The following is a 16,227-nucleotide window of genomic DNA, read 5'->3' as shown; positions in this document are numbered from 1 at the left end:
GCGCTGCCTATAATGTCCGCCCGTCCTGTCCACGCCGACCGATGAGCACCGATTCGCAATCGCCTCCCTTCACCGAGCCGCTCGAACTGGGCGGCGAACTGTGGCTGCGCGCGGGCGCGCAGACGCTCGGCGGCACGGCCCGCATCGCGCTGCTCGCGGCGATCGGCGAGACTGGTTCGATCACGCGTGCGGCGAAGGCGGTCGGCATCAGCTACAAGGCCGCGTGGGACGCGATCGATACGATGAACAACCTCGCCGGCGAGCCGCTCGTGCAGCGCGCGGCCGGCGGCAAGGGCGGCGGCGGCACGGCGCTGACGCCGCGCGCGACGTCGCTGATCGCGGCGTTCCGCACGATCGAGCGCGAGCATCGCCGCTTCATCGAATCGGCGAGCGCGGCGGTGGCCGGCTTCGACGTCGACTGGGCGCTGATCGGGAGAATCGGCATGAAAACCAGCGCGCGCAACCAGCTGTTCGGAAAGGTTGCGTCGATCCGGCGCGGCGCCGTCAACGACGAGGTGGCGCTGGCGCTGCCCGGCGGCCAGGCGATCGTCGCGGTGCTGACGCATGAAAGCACCGAGGCGCTCGGCCTGCAGGTCGGCGCGGACGCCTGCGCGCTCGTCAAGGCGTCGTGGGTCATGCTCGCGGTCGACGACGGCGCGCCCGCCGTCAAGGTGTCGGCGCGCAACCAGCTGCATGGCGCGGTCGAGATGGTGAAGGGCGGCGCGGTGAACGGCGAGGTGACGCTCGCGCTCGACGGCGGCGGCACGCTGACCGCGGTCGTCACGAACGACAGCGTCGACGCGCTGGGGCTCGTCGCCGGTCAGCGGGCGATCGCGCTGTTCAAGGCGTCGAGCGTGATTCTCGCGGTGACGGCGTAACGCGCGGTGCAGCGCCGCAGTGGATGACGGACGTTGCGCGAGCGCGCCGCCCTATCGCTACACGACGTCGCTACACGACGCGCGTCGGCCACGCCGCGTGCGGGCTCGCCGCCAGCACACGTCCTTCGCTCAACTGCACCACCTGGTCGCCGAATGCGGCGACGTCGTCCGGATCGTGCGTGATCAGCACCATCGGAATGTCGAGCCGCGCCTGCAATTCGGCGAGTTCGTCGCGCATCCGCCGGCGCATCGCGCCGTCGAGCGCCGCGAACGGCTCGTCGAGCAGCAGGATGCGCGGCTGCGCGATCAGGGCGCGGGCGAGCGCGACGCGCTGCTTCTGCCCGCCGGACAATTGCGCGGGAAAATGCCCAGCGAGCGCATCCAGCTCGAACGCGCGCAGCCAGTACGCGACTTCGGGCGGCAGCGCCTTCGCGCGCGGGTTGCGCAGGCCGGGCGTCAGCCCGAACGCGATGTTCTGGCGCACGTTCAGGTGCGGAAACAGCGCGTAATCCTGGAACAGGTAGGCGACGCGGCGCGCGCGGGTCGGCACGTCGATGCGGCGCGCCGCGTCGAACAGCGGCTCGCCGTTCAGCGAAATGGTGCCGGCATCGGGCGCGAGCAGCCCCGCGATCGCCTGCAGCGTCAGGCTCTTGCCCGCGCCGGACGGCCCGAACAGCACGACGCGCTGCGTCGCTGCCGTAAACGACACGTCGAGCGTGAAACGGCGCTCCGCGGTCGCGTAGGTCTTGCGGATGTCGACGGCGAGGCTCATCTCAACGTGCCCCGCTCAAGGTGCGCGACGGCACCAGGCGGCCCGCCGCGAGCAGCACCACCACGCAGGTGATCGACGTGACGATCACGAGCAGGTTGGCGGTGCCGTCGTCGCCGGCCTGCACGGCCGCATAGACGGCGACCGACAGCGTCTGCGTGCGGCCGGGCAGGTTGCCCGCGATCATCAGCGTCGCGCCGAATTCGCCGAGCGCGCGCGCGAACGCGAGCAGCGCGCCCGCGAGAATGCCGCGCGCGGCGAGCGGCAGCGTCACGCGGAAGAACACCGCGGCTTCGCCGAGGCCGAGCGTGCGCGCGGCGCGCTCGAGCTGCGGGTCGACGCCTTCGAACGCCGCGCGCGCCGATTTCAGGATCAGCGGGAACGCGACGACCATCGACGCGATCACCGCGCCCTGCCACGTAAACACGAGCTGGATGCCGAGCTGGTCGAGCCATGCGCCGACCATGCCGCGCCGCCCGAGCAGCACCAGCAGGTAATAGCCGAGCACCGTCGGCGGCAGCACGAGCGGCAGCGTCAGCAGCGAGTCGACCACGTCGCGCGCGGGCGAGCGCCAGCGCGCCAGCGCGAACGCGGCCGCGACACCGAGCACGATGTCGAGCGCGGTCGCCCAGCCGGCCACCTTCAGCGACAGCAGCAGCGGAACCCAGGCGTCATGCATGTCACAGCTCGCTTCTTACTTGCCGGCGGCCGGCTTGAACCCGAACGTCGCGAGCACCTTCTGGCCCTGCGGCGACGTGACGAAATCGACGAACGACTGGGCCTGCGCGGCGTGCTGGCTGTCCTTGACCACCGCGATCGGATAGGTGATCGCGGTCTGGGTCGGCACCGTCAGCGCGACCTTCACGCGGCCGGGCATTACCGCTGCGTCGGTGCCGAACACGAAGCCCGCGTCGACTTCGCCGCGCGCGACGTAATCGAGGCTCTGGCGCACGTTGGCGGCCAGCACGCCCTTTGCGCTGACCGCGTCCCAGACACCCGCCGCGCGCAGCGCGCCTTCGGTGTAGCGGCCAACCGGCACCGACGCCGGGTCGCCATACGCGACGCGCTTCACGCCGGGCGCCGCCAGGTCGTGCAGCGACGCCGGCGCGGCGGCACGGCTGTCGACCGGCACGATCAGCACGAGCGAATTCGCGGCGAAATCGCGCCGCGTGCCGGGCGCGATCACCTTCTCGTCGGCCGCGCGGTCCATCGCCTTCTGGTCGGCGGATGCGAACACGTCGGCCGGCGCGCCCTTGACGATCTGCTGCATCAGCACGTCCGATGCGCCGAAATTGAACAGCACCCTGGTGCCCGGATGCTGCTTCTCGTACGCGTCGCCGACCGCCTTGAACGCATTCGTCAGGCTGGCGGCCGCCGATACGACCAGTTCGCCGGCCGCGCAGGCAGGTGCGTTGAACCCGATTCCGGCGGCGAGCGCGGCGAGCGGCAGCAGGCGGAGCAGGGTGCGGCGAAGCGGGCGGACAGATGTGCGCATGGTGAGCGTCGTTCGAATGGAGGAAACCGTAATCGTAATATAGGGCGGGTTATAACGCTCGACATACCGCGCATGCGACGGACGGCATGCGCATGTTGAGGGGGAGAACGAAGGCCGGGCGCGGGGCGCGCGCGGTGCGGCCGATTGTCGCTTACGCGTGCAGCGGCGGCGGCGCCGAATCGGTGCGCTGCAGCGACGACGGCTGCGACGCCGGGCGATAGTTCGGATTGGCCTTCCAGCGCGCGCGCACGAACGGCCGCTCGTGGCCGGACAGCTGCAGCGCGACCTTGGTCACCCAGCGGTGCGACGGCACGGAGATGCCGTGCAGCGCGACGGTGACGAGCACGAGGCTCGCGACGACGGCCGGCACCGACCAGCGGTGCGGCTGCGCGTGCCACGAGCCGGCGATGAAGATCAGCGCGGCGAGCGCGCCGACGATGCAGCCGGTGACCGATTCGGACGGCGAATGCGCGGCGAGCGCGACGCGCGACACGCCCACCGCGATGCCCGCCGCGAGCCCGAGCGCGATGCCGAGCAGCCGCACCGGCGTACGCGTGCGGATCAGCATCAGGAACAGCGCGACCGGGTAGACCGACGTGGACAGCATCGCATGGCCGCTGAAGCCGGTGAAATCCCATGCGCGGATGCCGATGCCCCAGCCGAGGAACGCGATCTTCGTGAGCGCGACCACGCCGATCGCGCCCGCGAGCACGGCGAGCCATGCGGCGGCGCGGCGCCACGAATAGCCGAGCGCGAGCCAGACGGCGATCGTGACGGCGAGCGGCAACGTCAGGCCGGCGCCACCGAACGCGGTGATCGAGATCCACAGGTGAGACGGAAGGTCGAACATCGGGGCAGGAAAAACGAGCAGGGGCGGGACGGATGCTTAATCAACGCGCGAGCCGGGAAGAGCGACTACAACGGATACAAGCGGCGAAACGCCAGTATAGCGTCGCACATGCATGGGGCCCGATTTTTGCGCCTGCGGGAACTATCCTTGCGCAGGAAAAATCCCAGAAACGGTGTTATGGTGCATTGCACAAAGCCGAACGAAGCGCTCCTTGTAGCGCCCCCAATTTTCTTGAATGCGAGCCCCGATCGATGACGAAAAGTCTGACGAAAATGTGGTTGGGCGGCATGAAACGCATGCTGTCCCCGCCCGCCAAACGCGCGACGCGCGACGCGCAGCGCGTGGCGCTCGACGTGATCGAGGCCGCAGTGTCGCCCGCTATCGTAGATCTGTCCCCGCCACCCGCGCGCGAGTCGCGGGTCCGGCCGCGCGCCGCCGCGTGGGCGGCCGGCGAGTGGACGCGTGCCGAGCAGCCGATGGCGCCCGCGATCGGGCGGCTGGTCCAGCAGCTCGCGTACGGCCTGTACCTGCCGCCTGGCCGCCGGCGCCCCGGCATGCCGCTCGTCGTGATGCTGCACGGCTGCCAGCAGACCATCGACGAATTCGCGCAGGGCACCCGGATGAACCTGCTCGCCGACCGGTACGGATTTGCGGTGCTGTATCCGGAGCAATCGCTGCGCGCGCATGCGCACGGCTGCTGGCACTGGTATGAAGACACCGAGCGCGCCGGCCGCGGCGAAGCGCATGCGATCGCGTCGCTGGTCGACAAGCTGGTCGGCGAATACCGCTTTGATGCGTCGCGCGTCTACGTTGCGGGGCTGTCCGCCGGCGCGGGCCTCGCGTCGCTGCTCGCGCTGCATTTCCCCGAGCGCTTCGCGGCGATCGCGCTGCATTCCGGACCGGCCTTCGGCGAAGCCAATTCCGGCATCGCCGCGATGGACGTGATGCGGCGCGGCCTGCGCCAGAGCCCGATCGAGGCCGTGGATGCGCTGGTCGGCAAGCAGGCGCACCCCGGCATGCCCGCGCTGATCGTGCACGGCGACGGCGACCACGTCGTGTCGCCGAAGAACGCGGATCAGCTCGCGACCCAGTTCCTGCGCCTGAACCGGTTGGCGGACAGCCGCGGCGCGCTGCGCGGCGGCGAGCGGGTCGAGGCGCGCGAGTCCGGCATGCAGGTCTGCGATTACCGCCGCGGCGGTACATCCGTCGTCCGCCTGTGCCACGTCAAGGGGCTCGACCACGCATGGGCGGGCGGTGACGAGGCCGTGCCGTTCCACGCGGCAGTCGGCCCGGATGCGAGCGAGATGATCTGGTCCTTTTTCGAGGGGCATCGTCGTGCTGTGGCGGCGGAACGACGCACCATCTGATCGACGCTGGTCAATGACTAGGGTTTTCCCTATAATTCGGGAAAACCCTAGTCAAGAACCTCTGGATTTGCGAGATCGATCATGTACCTGCTGAGCCACCTCTTCCTGATGCTGACCAAGAACGCCGAGCAGGCCGCGAAGGAGCGTGCCGAGGCGTACCTGTCCGAAGCCACCGACATCTACGATCTCGAATTCCGCATGCGCAAGATCGATCGCGAAGCGGCGATGAATCGCCCGTATTCGTTCGGCGCACGTTAAGCGACACCAGGCGGGCCGGTTGGCCCGCTGATCCGGCAAGTCACGCAAAAAGGGCGCGTGCGGCATCGAGCCGCACGCGCCCTTTTTGCATGGGGCACGCGCGTCGCGTCAGGCGACGACCAGGCGCACCGGCACGTTGTTGCGCGTTGCGTTCGAGTACGGGCACACGTGGTGCGCCTTCTCGACGAGTGCTTGCGCGGCGGCCTTGTCGAGGCCCGGCAGCGACACGCGCAGCTCGACGTCGAGCCCGAAGCCGCCTGCATCGTTCGGGCCGATGCCCACTTCGGCCGTGACCTGCGTGTCGGCCGGGAGCGCCTGCTTGTTCTGGCCGGCGACGAATTTCATCGCGCTCAGGAAACAGGCCGAGTAGCCTGCTGCGAACAGCTGCTCCGGATTCGTGCCTTCGGCGCCGGTGCCGCCCAGTTCGCGCGGCGCGGCGAGCTTCACTTCCAGCTTGTTGTCGGCGGAAACCGCACGGCCGTCGCGGCCACCGGTGCTCGTTGCGCTCGTCTTGTACAGAATGTTCATGGTCCTGCTCCTGTCGAATGGGTGGGAAGCGGTCCGTCAGTCACGTTGCTGCCGGCCACGAGACAAATATAGAACACAAATCATTAGTGTGCAAATCAAATTTTGAAAAAATTGCCCGGCAGGGCCGGGCTCGGGTTGTCAGTGGTCCGACGACGCCGACAGCGCGTCGCGCAGCTGCTTCAGGTCCGTGCGCAAGCGAACCAGGAATTCCGGCGTCTGCTGCATCGCGCAAAACAGGTCGGCGGGCACCGAGCGCGCTCTTTCCTTCAGCGCGCGGCCGTCCTTCGTCAGGCGCACGTTCACGACGCGCTCGTCCGCCGCGCTGCGCACGCGTTCGACGTAGCCGAGCGCTTCCAGGCGCTTGAGCAGCGGCGTGACCGTCGCGGGATCGAGATCGAGCCGCGCGGCGATGTCCTTGACGGCGATATCGTCACGCTCCCACAGGACGAGCATCGCAAGATATTGGGGATAGGTCAGCGACAGCTTGTCGAGCAGCGGCTTGTACGCCTTCGTCATCGCGTGCGAAGTCGAGTAGAGCGCGAAGCACAATTGCTCGTCGAGTGTCTGCGGCAGTGCAGGCGGGCGGTCCATGATTCAGGGTGTGCGGTGTTGGCGCAAATAATTTGTATGCAAATGATTTTGCGCTCAAACGATACGCTTGAACAGGGGGCGCGGGATCGGGGCGTCCGTTGCCCGGTGCCGGTGAAAAGAGGGGGGATGCAGGGCGGCCGGCGGCGGGTGCGCCGGCCGAAAGCGGGGTCAGCGGCCCGACGACGGCTTGGCCGGCGCGCCGGGTTCCTGCACGCCGAAGCAGCCGCGGTAGGTTGCATAGAACGAGCAGTACAGCATCGTGACGATGATGATCGTCACCGGCATCATCAGCGTCAGCGCATACGCCCCGGCGCCGAGCGCCTGCAGCACCAGCGACAGCACCAGCGACGTGCCGAGCGCGACACTGAACCAGAGCAGGCCGTAGATCGTGAACGCGCCGCGGTTGCGCCAGCAGCTGACGACGCTGAAGAACATCGCTTTCGCCGGCGGGATGTCGTGCCACGCGGTGAGCACCGGCGCGAACCAGAACAGCATCGCGACCGGCAGGTAGAGCGCGGTTGCAAGGAACAGCGCGCCGACGGTGCCTTGCGCGGCGAGCGTTTCCGGCGTCGGGCTCGTCTCGCCCGTCGCACCCATCATCGCGCTGAACAGCGCCCCGCCGTCGACCAGCGACGACGCGGCGAACACGAGCACCATCGACACGACGTAGATCACGCCGAGCACGAGCAGCCGCTGGGTCGCGACATGGCCATACGAGCGGAAGCCGTCGACGAGGATCGTCGGCATCACCGGCTTGCCGGCGACCGTGTCGCGGCAGGCGGCCATGAAGCCGACCGCGATGCCGGGAATGAACAGCAGCGGCAGCGCCGCGCCGATCACCGGCACCATCGACACCAGCGTGATCGCGAGCAGATAAGTAAAGAACAGCGTGATGAACGCGAGCGGGTTGCGGCGGAACAGCCAGATGCCTTGACGGAACCAGACATAGCCCGTCTTCGCGGGGACTTCGATCAGTTGCATGCGGATTGGGTCTCGGGAAGCACGGGCGTATACGCGATACGCTCACGCAGGATGCGTTCGAAATGGCCCGGGTCGTGCGGCTTGAGCATCTCGGCCGCGCGGGGCAGGTAGAAGTCGTACAGGCGCGACACCCAGAAGCGGTACGCGCCGGCGCGCAGCATGTCGCCCCAGTGGCGGCGCTCCTCGGCGGTGAACGGCCGGACGGTCTGGTACGCGCGCAGCAGCGCGTCCGCGCGCGCGTTGTCGAGCACGCCCGTCGCGAGGTCGACGCACCAGTCGTTGACGGTCACCGCGACGTCGAACAGCCACTTGTCGCAGCCCGCGAAATAGAAGTCGAAGAAACCGCCGAGCCGCACGCTGTGGCCCGTGCCGGGCGCCGCGTGCGCGAACATCGCGTTGTCGCGGAACAGGTCGCAGTGGCACGGGCCGCCGGGCAGCGCCGCGTAGTCGGCGGAGGCGAAGAAGCGCGTCTGGTGCGCGAGCTCGCTTTCGAGCAGCGCGAGCCGGTCGGCGTCCACGAACGGCGCGATCGTCGGCACGTTCTCCTGCCACCACGGCAGGCTGCGCAGGTTCGGCTGGGTGCGCGGGTAGTCGCGGCCGGCCAGGTGCATGCGCGCGAGCATCTGCCCCGCCTCGATGCAGTGCTCGACGCCGGGCGCCAGCTCGGTCGCGCCGTCGAGCTTCGTGACGATCGCGGCCGGCTTGCCGTGCAGCTCGCCGAACAGCGTGCCGTCGTCGCGCGGCACCGGGTCCGGCACCGGTACGCCGTGGCCGGCCAGGTGGCGCATCAGGTCGAGATAGAACGGCAGCTGTTCGGCCGTGAGCTTTTCGAAGATCGTGAGGACGTATTCGCCGCGCGTCGTCGTCAGGAAGAAATTGCTGTTCTCGATGCCGGACGAAATGCCACGGAACGCGACGACGTCGCCCAGCGCGTAGTGGCGCATCCAGTGCGCGAGATCGGTGTCGGAAACAGCGGTGAAAACGGCCATGCGAGATGCGTCGAGTCAGGTTGGCGGGCACGCGGGCGCATGCGTCGCGGAAAAGGAGATGCGGGGAGAGCCGTGTGCGCCGCGGCCGGTGCCGGCGCGGCGCGGGCCATGCGTCAGTAGCGCAGGTTGACCGACGGCAGGCGCGTAATCGGAATGCTCGCGTCGTGCGGCTTCGGCGACGTGTCCGGCGACGCGCTCATCTGGTAGCGGGTGCCGAAGTTCGACTTCACGTCGATCTCGACCGGCTTGCCGCGATCGCGGTACTCGGTGACTTCCGTGCCGTTCTTGCTTTTTTCGTGGAAGCTCGGCGTGCGGCGGATGTCGCTGAAATCGACCTTGGAGGTGACTTCGGCGCCGGGCCGGTTGATCTTCCGGAGATCCGGCAGGCCGGCGGCTTCGTTGGCATCGGCCTGGGCCTGTGCGTCGGCGCTCGGCGTGCCGCCGGCGGCGTAGGCGACGCTGGCGGCGGCAAACGCGGCGGCAGCGGCGACGAGAATGAGCGGCTTCATTGTGACTCTCCCAATTAACCGTTCGATTTTAGCAAATACTGCGCGCCTTCCGGCTGCCGCGCGCGCGGGGCGCGACCATCAGCCCGGCAAGGTTCCGTGGTAATGTCGGTCGATCAGACGAGGTGATGAAAATGAAGAACGATTTGAGCCGCAGACACCGGATGCTGACCCCGGAAAGCCCGCCGGTCGAAGCATTCGACGACGCAATCGGCGCGGTCGCGCGGCTGTCCGCGATCTACGAAGCCAACGCCGGTTTCCTGCGCGATGCATTCGCGCGCTATCGCCGCCACGAGCCGATCACCGAGCACGTGCGCGCGTGCTACCCGTTCGTGCGCGTGCGCACCGACGTCAACACGCACGTCGATTCGCGCCGTTCGTACGGCTTCGTCGCGGGCCCGGGCGTGTTCGAGACGACGGTGACCCGGCCGGATCTTTTCTCGAACTACTATCGCGAGCAGCTGCGCCTGCTCGCGAAGAACCACCAGGTCAAGATCGAGGTCGGCGTGTCGTCGCAGCCGATTCCAATTCATTTCGCGTTTCCGGAAGGCATCCACCTCGAAGGCGAACTCGATCGCGACAGCCTGCTCGCGATGCGCGACGTGTTCGATACGCCCGACCTGTCGTACCTCGACGACCGCATCGTCAACGGCACGTTCGAGCCGGCGCCGGGCGAGCCGCACCCGCTCGCGCTGTTCACGGCCGCGCGAGTCGATTTCTCGCTGCACCGGCTGCGCCACTACACCGCGACGTCGCCCACGCACTTCCAGAACTACGTGCTGTACACGAACTACCAGTTCTACATCGACGAGTTCGTGAAGCTCGGCCGCATGATGATGACGGAGAGCGACGATCCCGAGGTGCGCGCGTACCGCAGCGAATACAGCGCGTTCGTCGAGCCGGGCGACGTCGTCACGTACAACGAGAATCTCGGTGGCGAGCCGTCGGAAGGCTCGGCGCCGCCGCGCCTGCCGCAGATGCCCGCGTACCATCTGAAGCGCGCGGACGGCAGCGGGATCACGATGGTCAACATCGGCGTCGGGCCGTCGAATGCAAAGACGATCACCGACCACATCGCGGTGCTGCGCCCGCACGCGTGGGTGATGCTCGGCCACTGCGCGGGCCTGCGCAACACGCAGCGCCTCGGCGACTACGTGCTCGCGCACGGCTATGTGCGCGAGGATCACGTGCTGGACGCCGACCTGCCGCTGTGGGTGCCGATCCCGGCGCTCGCGGAAGTGCAGCTGGCGCTCGAGCGCGCGGTCGCGGATGTCACGCGGCTCGACGGCACGGAGCTGAAGCGCGTGATGCGCACCGGCACGGTCGCGAGCGTCGACAACCGCAACTGGGAGCTGCGCGATCATCGCGAGCCGGTGCAGCGGCTGTCGCAGAGCCGCGCGATCGCGCTCGACATGGAGAGCGCGACGATCGCCGCGAACGGCTTCCGCTTCCGCGTGCCGTACGGCACGCTGCTATGCGTGTCGGACAAGCCGCTGCATGGCGAACTGAAACTGCCGGGCATGGCCGATCAGTTCTATCGCGCGCAGGTCGACCAGCATCTGCAGATCGGCGTGAAGGCGATGGAGATCCTGCGAACCAACGGGCTCGACAAGCTGCATAGTCGGAAGCTGCGGAGCTTCGCGGAAGTGGCGTTCCAGTAAAGCGCGCGGCCCGCGGGGATGTCGATGCCCCGCCGGGCTTCACGGCGGCCGGCGCGCGCACGCTGTCCGGCCGCGTGCCTGCGCCACCTGCCGGACCGCGTTGACGCTCGCCGCGACCGCATCGCGGCCTTCGTGGCCGGGCGCAATCTGCTGATCGGCCGCTGCCCACTGCGTCCCGGCACAACGCGAGCCACCAGCCGCCCTCAGCCGAGATCTGGCGATTTTACTATTTGTAATCCTTATCATCAGGAATAGGCTCTCATGCGCGGCGTTACCCAACGCTCGCACCAAGGATCGACGAACAGTCGAATCCGATTGATTCCCATCATATTGAGAGCAGACATACCCGATGAAAATCAAAATCCTGCTGGCTTCCCTGATGCTTACCTCGTCCCTGTCGGCCATGGCCCAATGCGCGGTGATCGGACCGTCCAAGAACCCTTGTGGGCTGGTCGCGGTAATCGGCCCCACCAAGTGTGTGTGCACATTGCCGGGCAAGTGATGAAACAGGCGCGCCCGGCCATGGGCGCGCCTCACCCGCGATTGGATCGCGACGGGGAAACAAATACTTCAACAGCGGGAGGGAGCCCCTCTCTGCTGCGCAAAGCCGGGCGGGACGCCCGCAGCCTCGGGACACCCCGCTCAGGACACGGTCGGGCCGGAAGTGGGCAGTCAGCATCTCGGGGATCTCATCCTTGATCAGCCGCGCCGTTCCTTGAATTTTCTCGGTTCCTCGTTAGCGACCGCCACGGCCTCCGCATTGGGCGACGCCATGAAGGCGTGCCCGGACACACCGGGATCCGCGGGAACGCGGAATGATCGTTTGGAAGCGTCGACCGTATTCGTCCGTGTCGCCGCTGGCAGCATCGGCGCGGCCGCCGCGCCGCCGGACGCGACAAGGCCGCCCGGCGCCGAAGCGCGCGGGCGGCCTTGTCTGTCGGTCGATCGTGCCGTGTCGCTCAGCACTCGCCCTTCTTCGCATGTCCCGGCGGGCAGTGATAGCCGCCGTGGCCGCGATGGCGCCGGTGGTCTTCCCACTCGCGGCGCTCCCAGTAGCGGTGGCCGTCCCAGTAGCGGTCGCCGTGCCAGCCGATCACGACCGCGGGCGCCGGCGCGACCACGACGGGCGCAGGTGCGACGACGACCGGGGCGGGCGTGCCGATGTTCACGTCGACGTTCACGGCATGGGCGATGCCGGACAGCGAGATGCCGAGACCTGCGAGGGCGGCGGCGAGCAGCGAGCGTTTCATGTTGTTTTCCCGAATGGTGTGGAGATCGCGGCGCGACGAAGCGGATCGCCGTAGGCAGCGGACCTGTTCCGCTCCGCCATGCGCACCGTTAGACCGCAGTGTGCCGTTGCGCGGCGGGAAAAGCGAACGGGTTCTGTTACCGCAGATTGGCGGTGCGGCACCCACGCAGGGTTGGGCGGGACGAGGTGATTTGACAATGGCGCGCCGCAATGCTGCATTTGCTGTGGCGCAGCATGCGGCGAACGGCCGCCGGATTTGACGTTCTCGAGTCGGCCGGTTTCGCGTGGCGTTACAAAATGAAGCAAATTGCACGCTGCCGGACACGGCGTTCCGGCAGCGCGTGGCGTGTCCGGCGAGCCCCGGTGACGAGGCTCGGGCCGGGCCATTTACAGGTAGAACATCCGGTCTTCTTCCGGGCGCGGCGGATGCGATTCGTCGCCTTCCTCCTCGCCTTGGTCCTCATAGAACGCGAGCACTGCGTCGAGCACCTGGTCGGGATCGTCGATCACCTGCATCAGGTCCATGTCTTCCGCATTGATGAGGCCGTTCGGAATCAGCTGATCGCGGAACCACTGCAGCAACCCCTGCCAGAACGTGCTGCCGACGAGGATGATCGGCACGAGGCGCGACTTCTTCGTCTGGATCAGCGTGAGCACTTCCGACAGCTCGTCGAGCGTGCCGAAGCCGCCCGGCATCACGATCACCGCATCGGAGTTCTTCACGAACGTGACCTTGCGCGTGAAGAAGTGGCGGAAGCGCAGCGAGATGTCCTGGTAGTGGTTGCCGGCCTGCTCGTGCGGCAGCTCGATGTTCAGGCCGACCGACGGCGCCTTGCCGGCGTGCGCGCCCTTGTTCGCGGCTTCCATGATGCCGGGGCCGCCGCCGGAGATCACCGCGAAGCCGGCGTCGGACAGCTTGCGCGCGATCTGTACCGCGAGCTTGTAGTGCGGCGTATCCGGTTTGAGACGGGCAGAACCGTAGATGCTGACGGCAGGGCGGATCTCCGACAGGTACTCGGTCGCCTCGATAAACTCTGCCATAATCGTGAACATCTGCCACGATGCGCGCGCCTTCTTGGCCGTCGCGCGTTCTTGATCTGCGAGCGAACGCAGACTCGGAATCACTTTTCTCTTGTTCATAATGCCTGAAGAACGAAATCTGGAAGGTAAGACCCTGCTATTGGTTGACGGTTCGAGCTATCTGTATCGGGCTTACCATGCGATGCCTGATTTGCGTGGCCCTGGCGGGGAGCCGACCGGAGCGCTCTACGGAATCATCAACATGCTGCGCCGTATGCGCAAGGAAGTCAGTGCAGAGTATAGCGCTTGCGTGTTCGATGCAAAGGGCAAGACGTTCCGCGACGACCTCTATGCCGACTATAAGGCAAACCGGCCTTCGATGCCGCCCGATCTCGCATTGCAGGTCGAGCCGATCCACGGCGCGGTGCGCGCGCTCGGCTGGCCGCTGCTGATGGTCGAAGGCGTCGAGGCCGACGACGTGATCGGCACGCTCGCACGCGAAGCCGAGCGGCACGGGATGAAGGTGGTCGTGTCGACGGGCGACAAGGATCTCGCGCAGCTCGTCACCGACCACGTCACGCTCGTCAACACGATGACCAACGAGACGCTCGATCGCGACGGCGTGATCGCGAAGTTCGGCGTGCCGCCGGAGCGGATCGTCGACTACCTGACGCTGATCGGCGATACGGTCGACAACGTGCCGGGCGTCGAGAAGTGCGGCCCGAAGACGGCCGTGAAGTGGCTTACGCAATACGACAGCCTCGACGGCGTCGTCGCGCATGCGGGCGAGATCAAGGGTGTGGTCGGCGACAACCTGCGCCGCGCGCTCGACTTCCTGCCGCTCGGCCGCAAGCTCGTGACGGTCGAGACCGCATGCGATCTCGCGCCGCATCTCGAATCGATCGAGGCGACGCTCGCGACGGACGGCGAGGCACGCGACCTGCTGCGCGACATCTTCGCGCGCTACGGTTTCAAGACGTGGCTGCGCGAGATCGACAGCGCGCCGGCCGAAGGCAACGGCATCGACGCGCCGGACGGCGAGCCCGCGCCCGTGGTCGAAGCGAACGTCGCACGCGAATACGACACGATCCAGACCTGGGCGCAGTTCGATGCATGGTTCGCGAAGATCGACGCGGCCGCGCTGACCGCGTTCGACACGGAAACGACGTCGCTCGACCCGATGGCCGCGCGGCTCGTCGGCCTGTCGTTCTCGGTCGAGCCCGGCAAGGCCGCCTATCTGCCGGTCGCGCATCGCGGCCCCGACATGCCCGAGCAGCTGCCGCTCGACGAGGTGCTCGCGCGCCTCAGGCCGTGGCTCGAATCGGCCGACCGCAAGAAGGTCGGCCAGCACCTGAAATACGACGCGCAGGTGCTCGCGAACTACGGGATCGAGTTGAACGGCATCGAGCACGACACGCTGCTCGAATCGTACGTGCTCGAATCGCATCGCACACATGACATGGACAGCCTCGCGCTGCGTCATCTGGGCGTCAAGACGATCAAGTACGAAGACGTGGCGGGCAAGGGCGCGAAGCAGATCGGCTTCGACGAAGTCGCGCTCGCGCAGGCCGCCGAATACGCGGCCGAAGATGCGGACGTCACGCTGCAGCTCCATCACGCGCTGTATCCGCAGGTTGCGCGCGAGCCGGGCCTCGAGCGCGTGTATCGCGAGATCGAGATGCCGGTGTCGCGCGTGCTGCGCAAGATGGAGCGCACGGGCGTGCTGATCGACGACGCGCGCCTGGAAGCGCAGAGCACCGAGATCGCGAAGCGGCTCGTCGATCTCGAAGCACAGGCGTACGAACTGGCCGGCGGCGAGTTCAACCTCGGATCGCCGAAGCAGATCGGCCAGATCTTCTTCGAGAAGCTGCAGCTGCCGGTCGTCAAGAAGACGCCGAGCGGCGCGCCGTCGACCGACGAGGAGGTGCTGCAGAAGCTGGCCGAGGACTACCCGCTGCCGAAGCTGCTGCTCGAGCATCGCGGGCTGTCGAAGCTGAAGTCGACCTATACCGACAAGCTGCCGCGGATGGTGAACCCGGAAACCGGCCGCGTGCACACGAACTATGCGCAGGCCGTCGCGGTGACGGGCCGCCTGGCGTCGAACGACCCCAATCTTCAGAACATTCCGGTGCGCACGGCCGAAGGCCGGCGGATCCGCGAGGCGTTCATCGCACCGCCCGGCCACCGCATCGTGTCGGCCGATTATTCGCAGATCGAACTGCGGATCATGGCGCACATTTCCGGCGACGCGTCGCTGCTGCGCGCGTTCTCGCAAGGCGAGGACATCCATCGCGCGACGGCCGCCGAGGTGTTCGGCGTGACGCCGCTGGAGGTCAATGCCGACCAGCGCCGGATCGCGAAGGTGATCAACTTCGGGCTGATCTACGGGATGAGCGCGTTCGGCCTCGCGTCGAACCTCGGCATCACGCGCGATGCGGCGAAGCTGTACATCGACCGGTATTTCGCGCGCTACCCGGGCGTCGCGCAGTACATGGAAGACACGCGCGCGGCCGCGAAGGAGAAGGGCTACGTCGAAACCGTTTTCGGCCGCCGCCTGTGGCTGCCGGAAATCAACGGCGGCAACGGCCCGCGCCGCCAGGCGGCGGAACGCGCGGCGATCAATGCACCGATGCAGGGCACCGCGGCCGACCTGATCAAGCTGTCGATGATCGCGGTGGACGAATGGCTGACGCGCGACGGCCTTGCGTCGCGGATGATCATGCAGGTGCACGACGAACTGGTGCTCGAGGTGCCCGACGCCGAGCTGCCGCGCGTGCGCGAAAAGCTGCCGGAAATGATGTGCGGCGTCGCGAAGCTGAAGGTGCCGCTCGTCGCCGAGGTCGGTGCGGGCGCGAACTGGGAAGAGGCTCACTGACCGGCGCCGATACGCGCCCCTTGTGACCTGCGACATATTGTTGCAGCGATGTCACTTATCGACAGGGTTTGCTTGTCGTCAAGGTGCAAGCTCCCGGACAATGCATGTCACACATGGCATGTATTGATGGCGAAGCGCGGCGCGCTTCGCTGCTCCGGGGGCGGACTCATCGATGTCGTTCGAACTACGCATCGATGATGTCCGAACTGG

The 16,227-nt window shown here is 67.4% G+C and carries 17 protein-coding genes; 6 read left to right on the top strand and 11 right to left on the bottom strand.

Annotated elements, in window-relative coordinates:
- Positions 1 to 41: 41 nt before the first annotated feature.
- Positions 42 to 878 carry a TOBE domain-containing protein gene (locus tag HWY45_RS01840; protein ID WP_059884352.1) on the top strand — a complete coding sequence of 279 codons (837 nt, stop codon included), beginning with the start codon at positions 42 to 44 and terminating at the stop codon, positions 876 to 878.
- 70 nt (positions 879 to 948) lie between these two features.
- Here the strand turns inward: HWY45_RS01840 and HWY45_RS01835 are convergent, their stop codons facing one another.
- The 4 genes from HWY45_RS01835 to HWY45_RS01820 form a co-directional block, all read right to left on the bottom strand.
- Complete coding sequence (locus HWY45_RS01835) at positions 949 to 1,650, bottom strand: sulfate/molybdate ABC transporter ATP-binding protein (RefSeq protein WP_059884351.1); 702 nt, start codon at positions 1,648 to 1,650, stop codon at positions 949 to 951.
- A gap of 1 nt (position 1,651) precedes the next feature.
- Positions 1,652 to 2,326: a molybdate ABC transporter permease subunit gene (gene modB / locus HWY45_RS01830; RefSeq protein ID WP_059565941.1), complete on the bottom strand. Its 675-nt coding sequence runs from the start codon at positions 2,324 to 2,326 to the stop codon at positions 1,652 to 1,654.
- A 15-nt stretch (positions 2,327 to 2,341) separates the two neighbouring features.
- Positions 2,342 to 3,142 carry a molybdate ABC transporter substrate-binding protein gene (modA, locus tag HWY45_RS01825; RefSeq protein ID WP_059808699.1) on the bottom strand — a complete coding sequence of 267 codons (801 nt, stop codon included), beginning with the start codon at positions 3,140 to 3,142 and terminating at the stop codon, positions 2,342 to 2,344.
- Between the two features lie 151 nt (positions 3,143 to 3,293).
- Positions 3,294 to 3,992, bottom strand: coding sequence for a phosphatase PAP2 family protein (locus HWY45_RS01820; protein WP_059884350.1), 699 nt, complete (start codon positions 3,990 to 3,992; stop codon positions 3,294 to 3,296).
- A gap of 251 nt (positions 3,993 to 4,243) precedes the next feature.
- Here HWY45_RS01820 and HWY45_RS01815 point away from each other — a divergent pair, with 251 nt between their 5' ends.
- Both HWY45_RS01815 and HWY45_RS01810 read left to right on the top strand, forming a co-directional pair.
- Complete coding sequence (locus HWY45_RS01815; protein ID WP_059884349.1) at positions 4,244 to 5,359, top strand: extracellular catalytic domain type 1 short-chain-length polyhydroxyalkanoate depolymerase; 1,116 nt, start codon at positions 4,244 to 4,246, stop codon at positions 5,357 to 5,359.
- Between the two features lie 81 nt (positions 5,360 to 5,440).
- Positions 5,441 to 5,617, top strand: coding sequence for a DUF3563 family protein (locus HWY45_RS01810; RefSeq protein ID WP_006399432.1), 177 nt, complete (start codon positions 5,441 to 5,443; stop codon positions 5,615 to 5,617).
- 108 nt (positions 5,618 to 5,725) lie between these two features.
- On the opposite strand, the gene HWY45_RS01805 is transcribed toward HWY45_RS01810, so the two are convergent.
- From HWY45_RS01805 to HWY45_RS01785, 5 genes are all read right to left on the bottom strand, one after another.
- A complete protein-coding gene (locus tag HWY45_RS01805; protein ID WP_059565945.1) occupies positions 5,726 to 6,145 on the bottom strand; it encodes an organic hydroperoxide resistance protein in 420 nt (139 codons plus the stop codon).
- Positions 6,146 to 6,283: 138 nt separating this feature from the next.
- On the bottom strand, positions 6,284 to 6,736 hold the full coding sequence (locus HWY45_RS01800; protein WP_059884348.1) for a MarR family winged helix-turn-helix transcriptional regulator: 453 nt from the start codon (positions 6,734 to 6,736) through the stop codon (positions 6,284 to 6,286).
- 168 nt (positions 6,737 to 6,904) lie between these two features.
- Positions 6,905 to 7,717, bottom strand: coding sequence for a BPSS1780 family membrane protein (locus HWY45_RS01795; RefSeq protein ID WP_059808687.1), 813 nt, complete (start codon positions 7,715 to 7,717; stop codon positions 6,905 to 6,907).
- Positions 7,708 to 8,706, bottom strand: coding sequence for a homoserine kinase (locus tag HWY45_RS01790; RefSeq protein ID WP_059884347.1), 999 nt, complete (start codon positions 8,704 to 8,706; stop codon positions 7,708 to 7,710). The genes HWY45_RS01795 and HWY45_RS01790 overlap by 10 nt, the downstream gene beginning before the upstream one ends.
- A gap of 113 nt (positions 8,707 to 8,819) precedes the next feature.
- A complete protein-coding gene (locus HWY45_RS01785) occupies positions 8,820 to 9,215 on the bottom strand; it encodes a hypothetical protein (RefSeq protein WP_059565949.1) in 396 nt (131 codons plus the stop codon).
- Positions 9,216 to 9,346: 131 nt separating this feature from the next.
- Here HWY45_RS01785 and HWY45_RS01780 point away from each other — a divergent pair, with 131 nt between their 5' ends.
- Both HWY45_RS01780 and HWY45_RS01775 read left to right on the top strand, forming a co-directional pair.
- On the top strand, positions 9,347 to 10,873 hold the full coding sequence (locus tag HWY45_RS01780; RefSeq protein ID WP_059566041.1) for an AMP nucleosidase: 1,527 nt from the start codon (positions 9,347 to 9,349) through the stop codon (positions 10,871 to 10,873).
- Positions 10,874 to 11,222: 349 nt separating this feature from the next.
- On the top strand, positions 11,223 to 11,375 hold the full coding sequence (locus tag HWY45_RS01775; RefSeq protein ID WP_167361397.1) for a PA0050 family protein: 153 nt from the start codon (positions 11,223 to 11,225) through the stop codon (positions 11,373 to 11,375).
- Between the two features lie 457 nt (positions 11,376 to 11,832).
- Here HWY45_RS01775 and HWY45_RS01770 read toward each other — a convergent pair whose 3' ends face one another.
- Entirely contained in the window at positions 11,833 to 12,123 is a 291-nt protein-coding gene (locus tag HWY45_RS01770; protein WP_059808679.1) for a hypothetical protein, read from the bottom strand.
- A 386-nt stretch (positions 12,124 to 12,509) separates the two neighbouring features.
- A complete protein-coding gene (locus tag HWY45_RS01765; RefSeq protein WP_059565951.1) occupies positions 12,510 to 13,262 on the bottom strand; it encodes an LOG family protein in 753 nt (250 codons plus the stop codon).
- A 1-nt stretch (position 13,263) separates the two neighbouring features.
- Between HWY45_RS01765 and polA the strand changes: the two genes are divergently transcribed.
- On the top strand, positions 13,264 to 16,017 hold the full coding sequence (polA, locus tag HWY45_RS01760) for a DNA polymerase I (protein WP_059884346.1): 2,754 nt from the start codon (positions 13,264 to 13,266) through the stop codon (positions 16,015 to 16,017).
- Positions 16,018 to 16,227: the final 210 nt, after the last annotated feature.

The sequence above is a fragment of the Burkholderia stagnalis genome (assembly GCF_902830275.1).
Lineage (GTDB): Bacteria > Pseudomonadota > Gammaproteobacteria > Burkholderiales > Burkholderiaceae > Burkholderia > Burkholderia stagnalis.
This window is presented reverse-complemented; position numbering and strand designations above follow the sequence as displayed.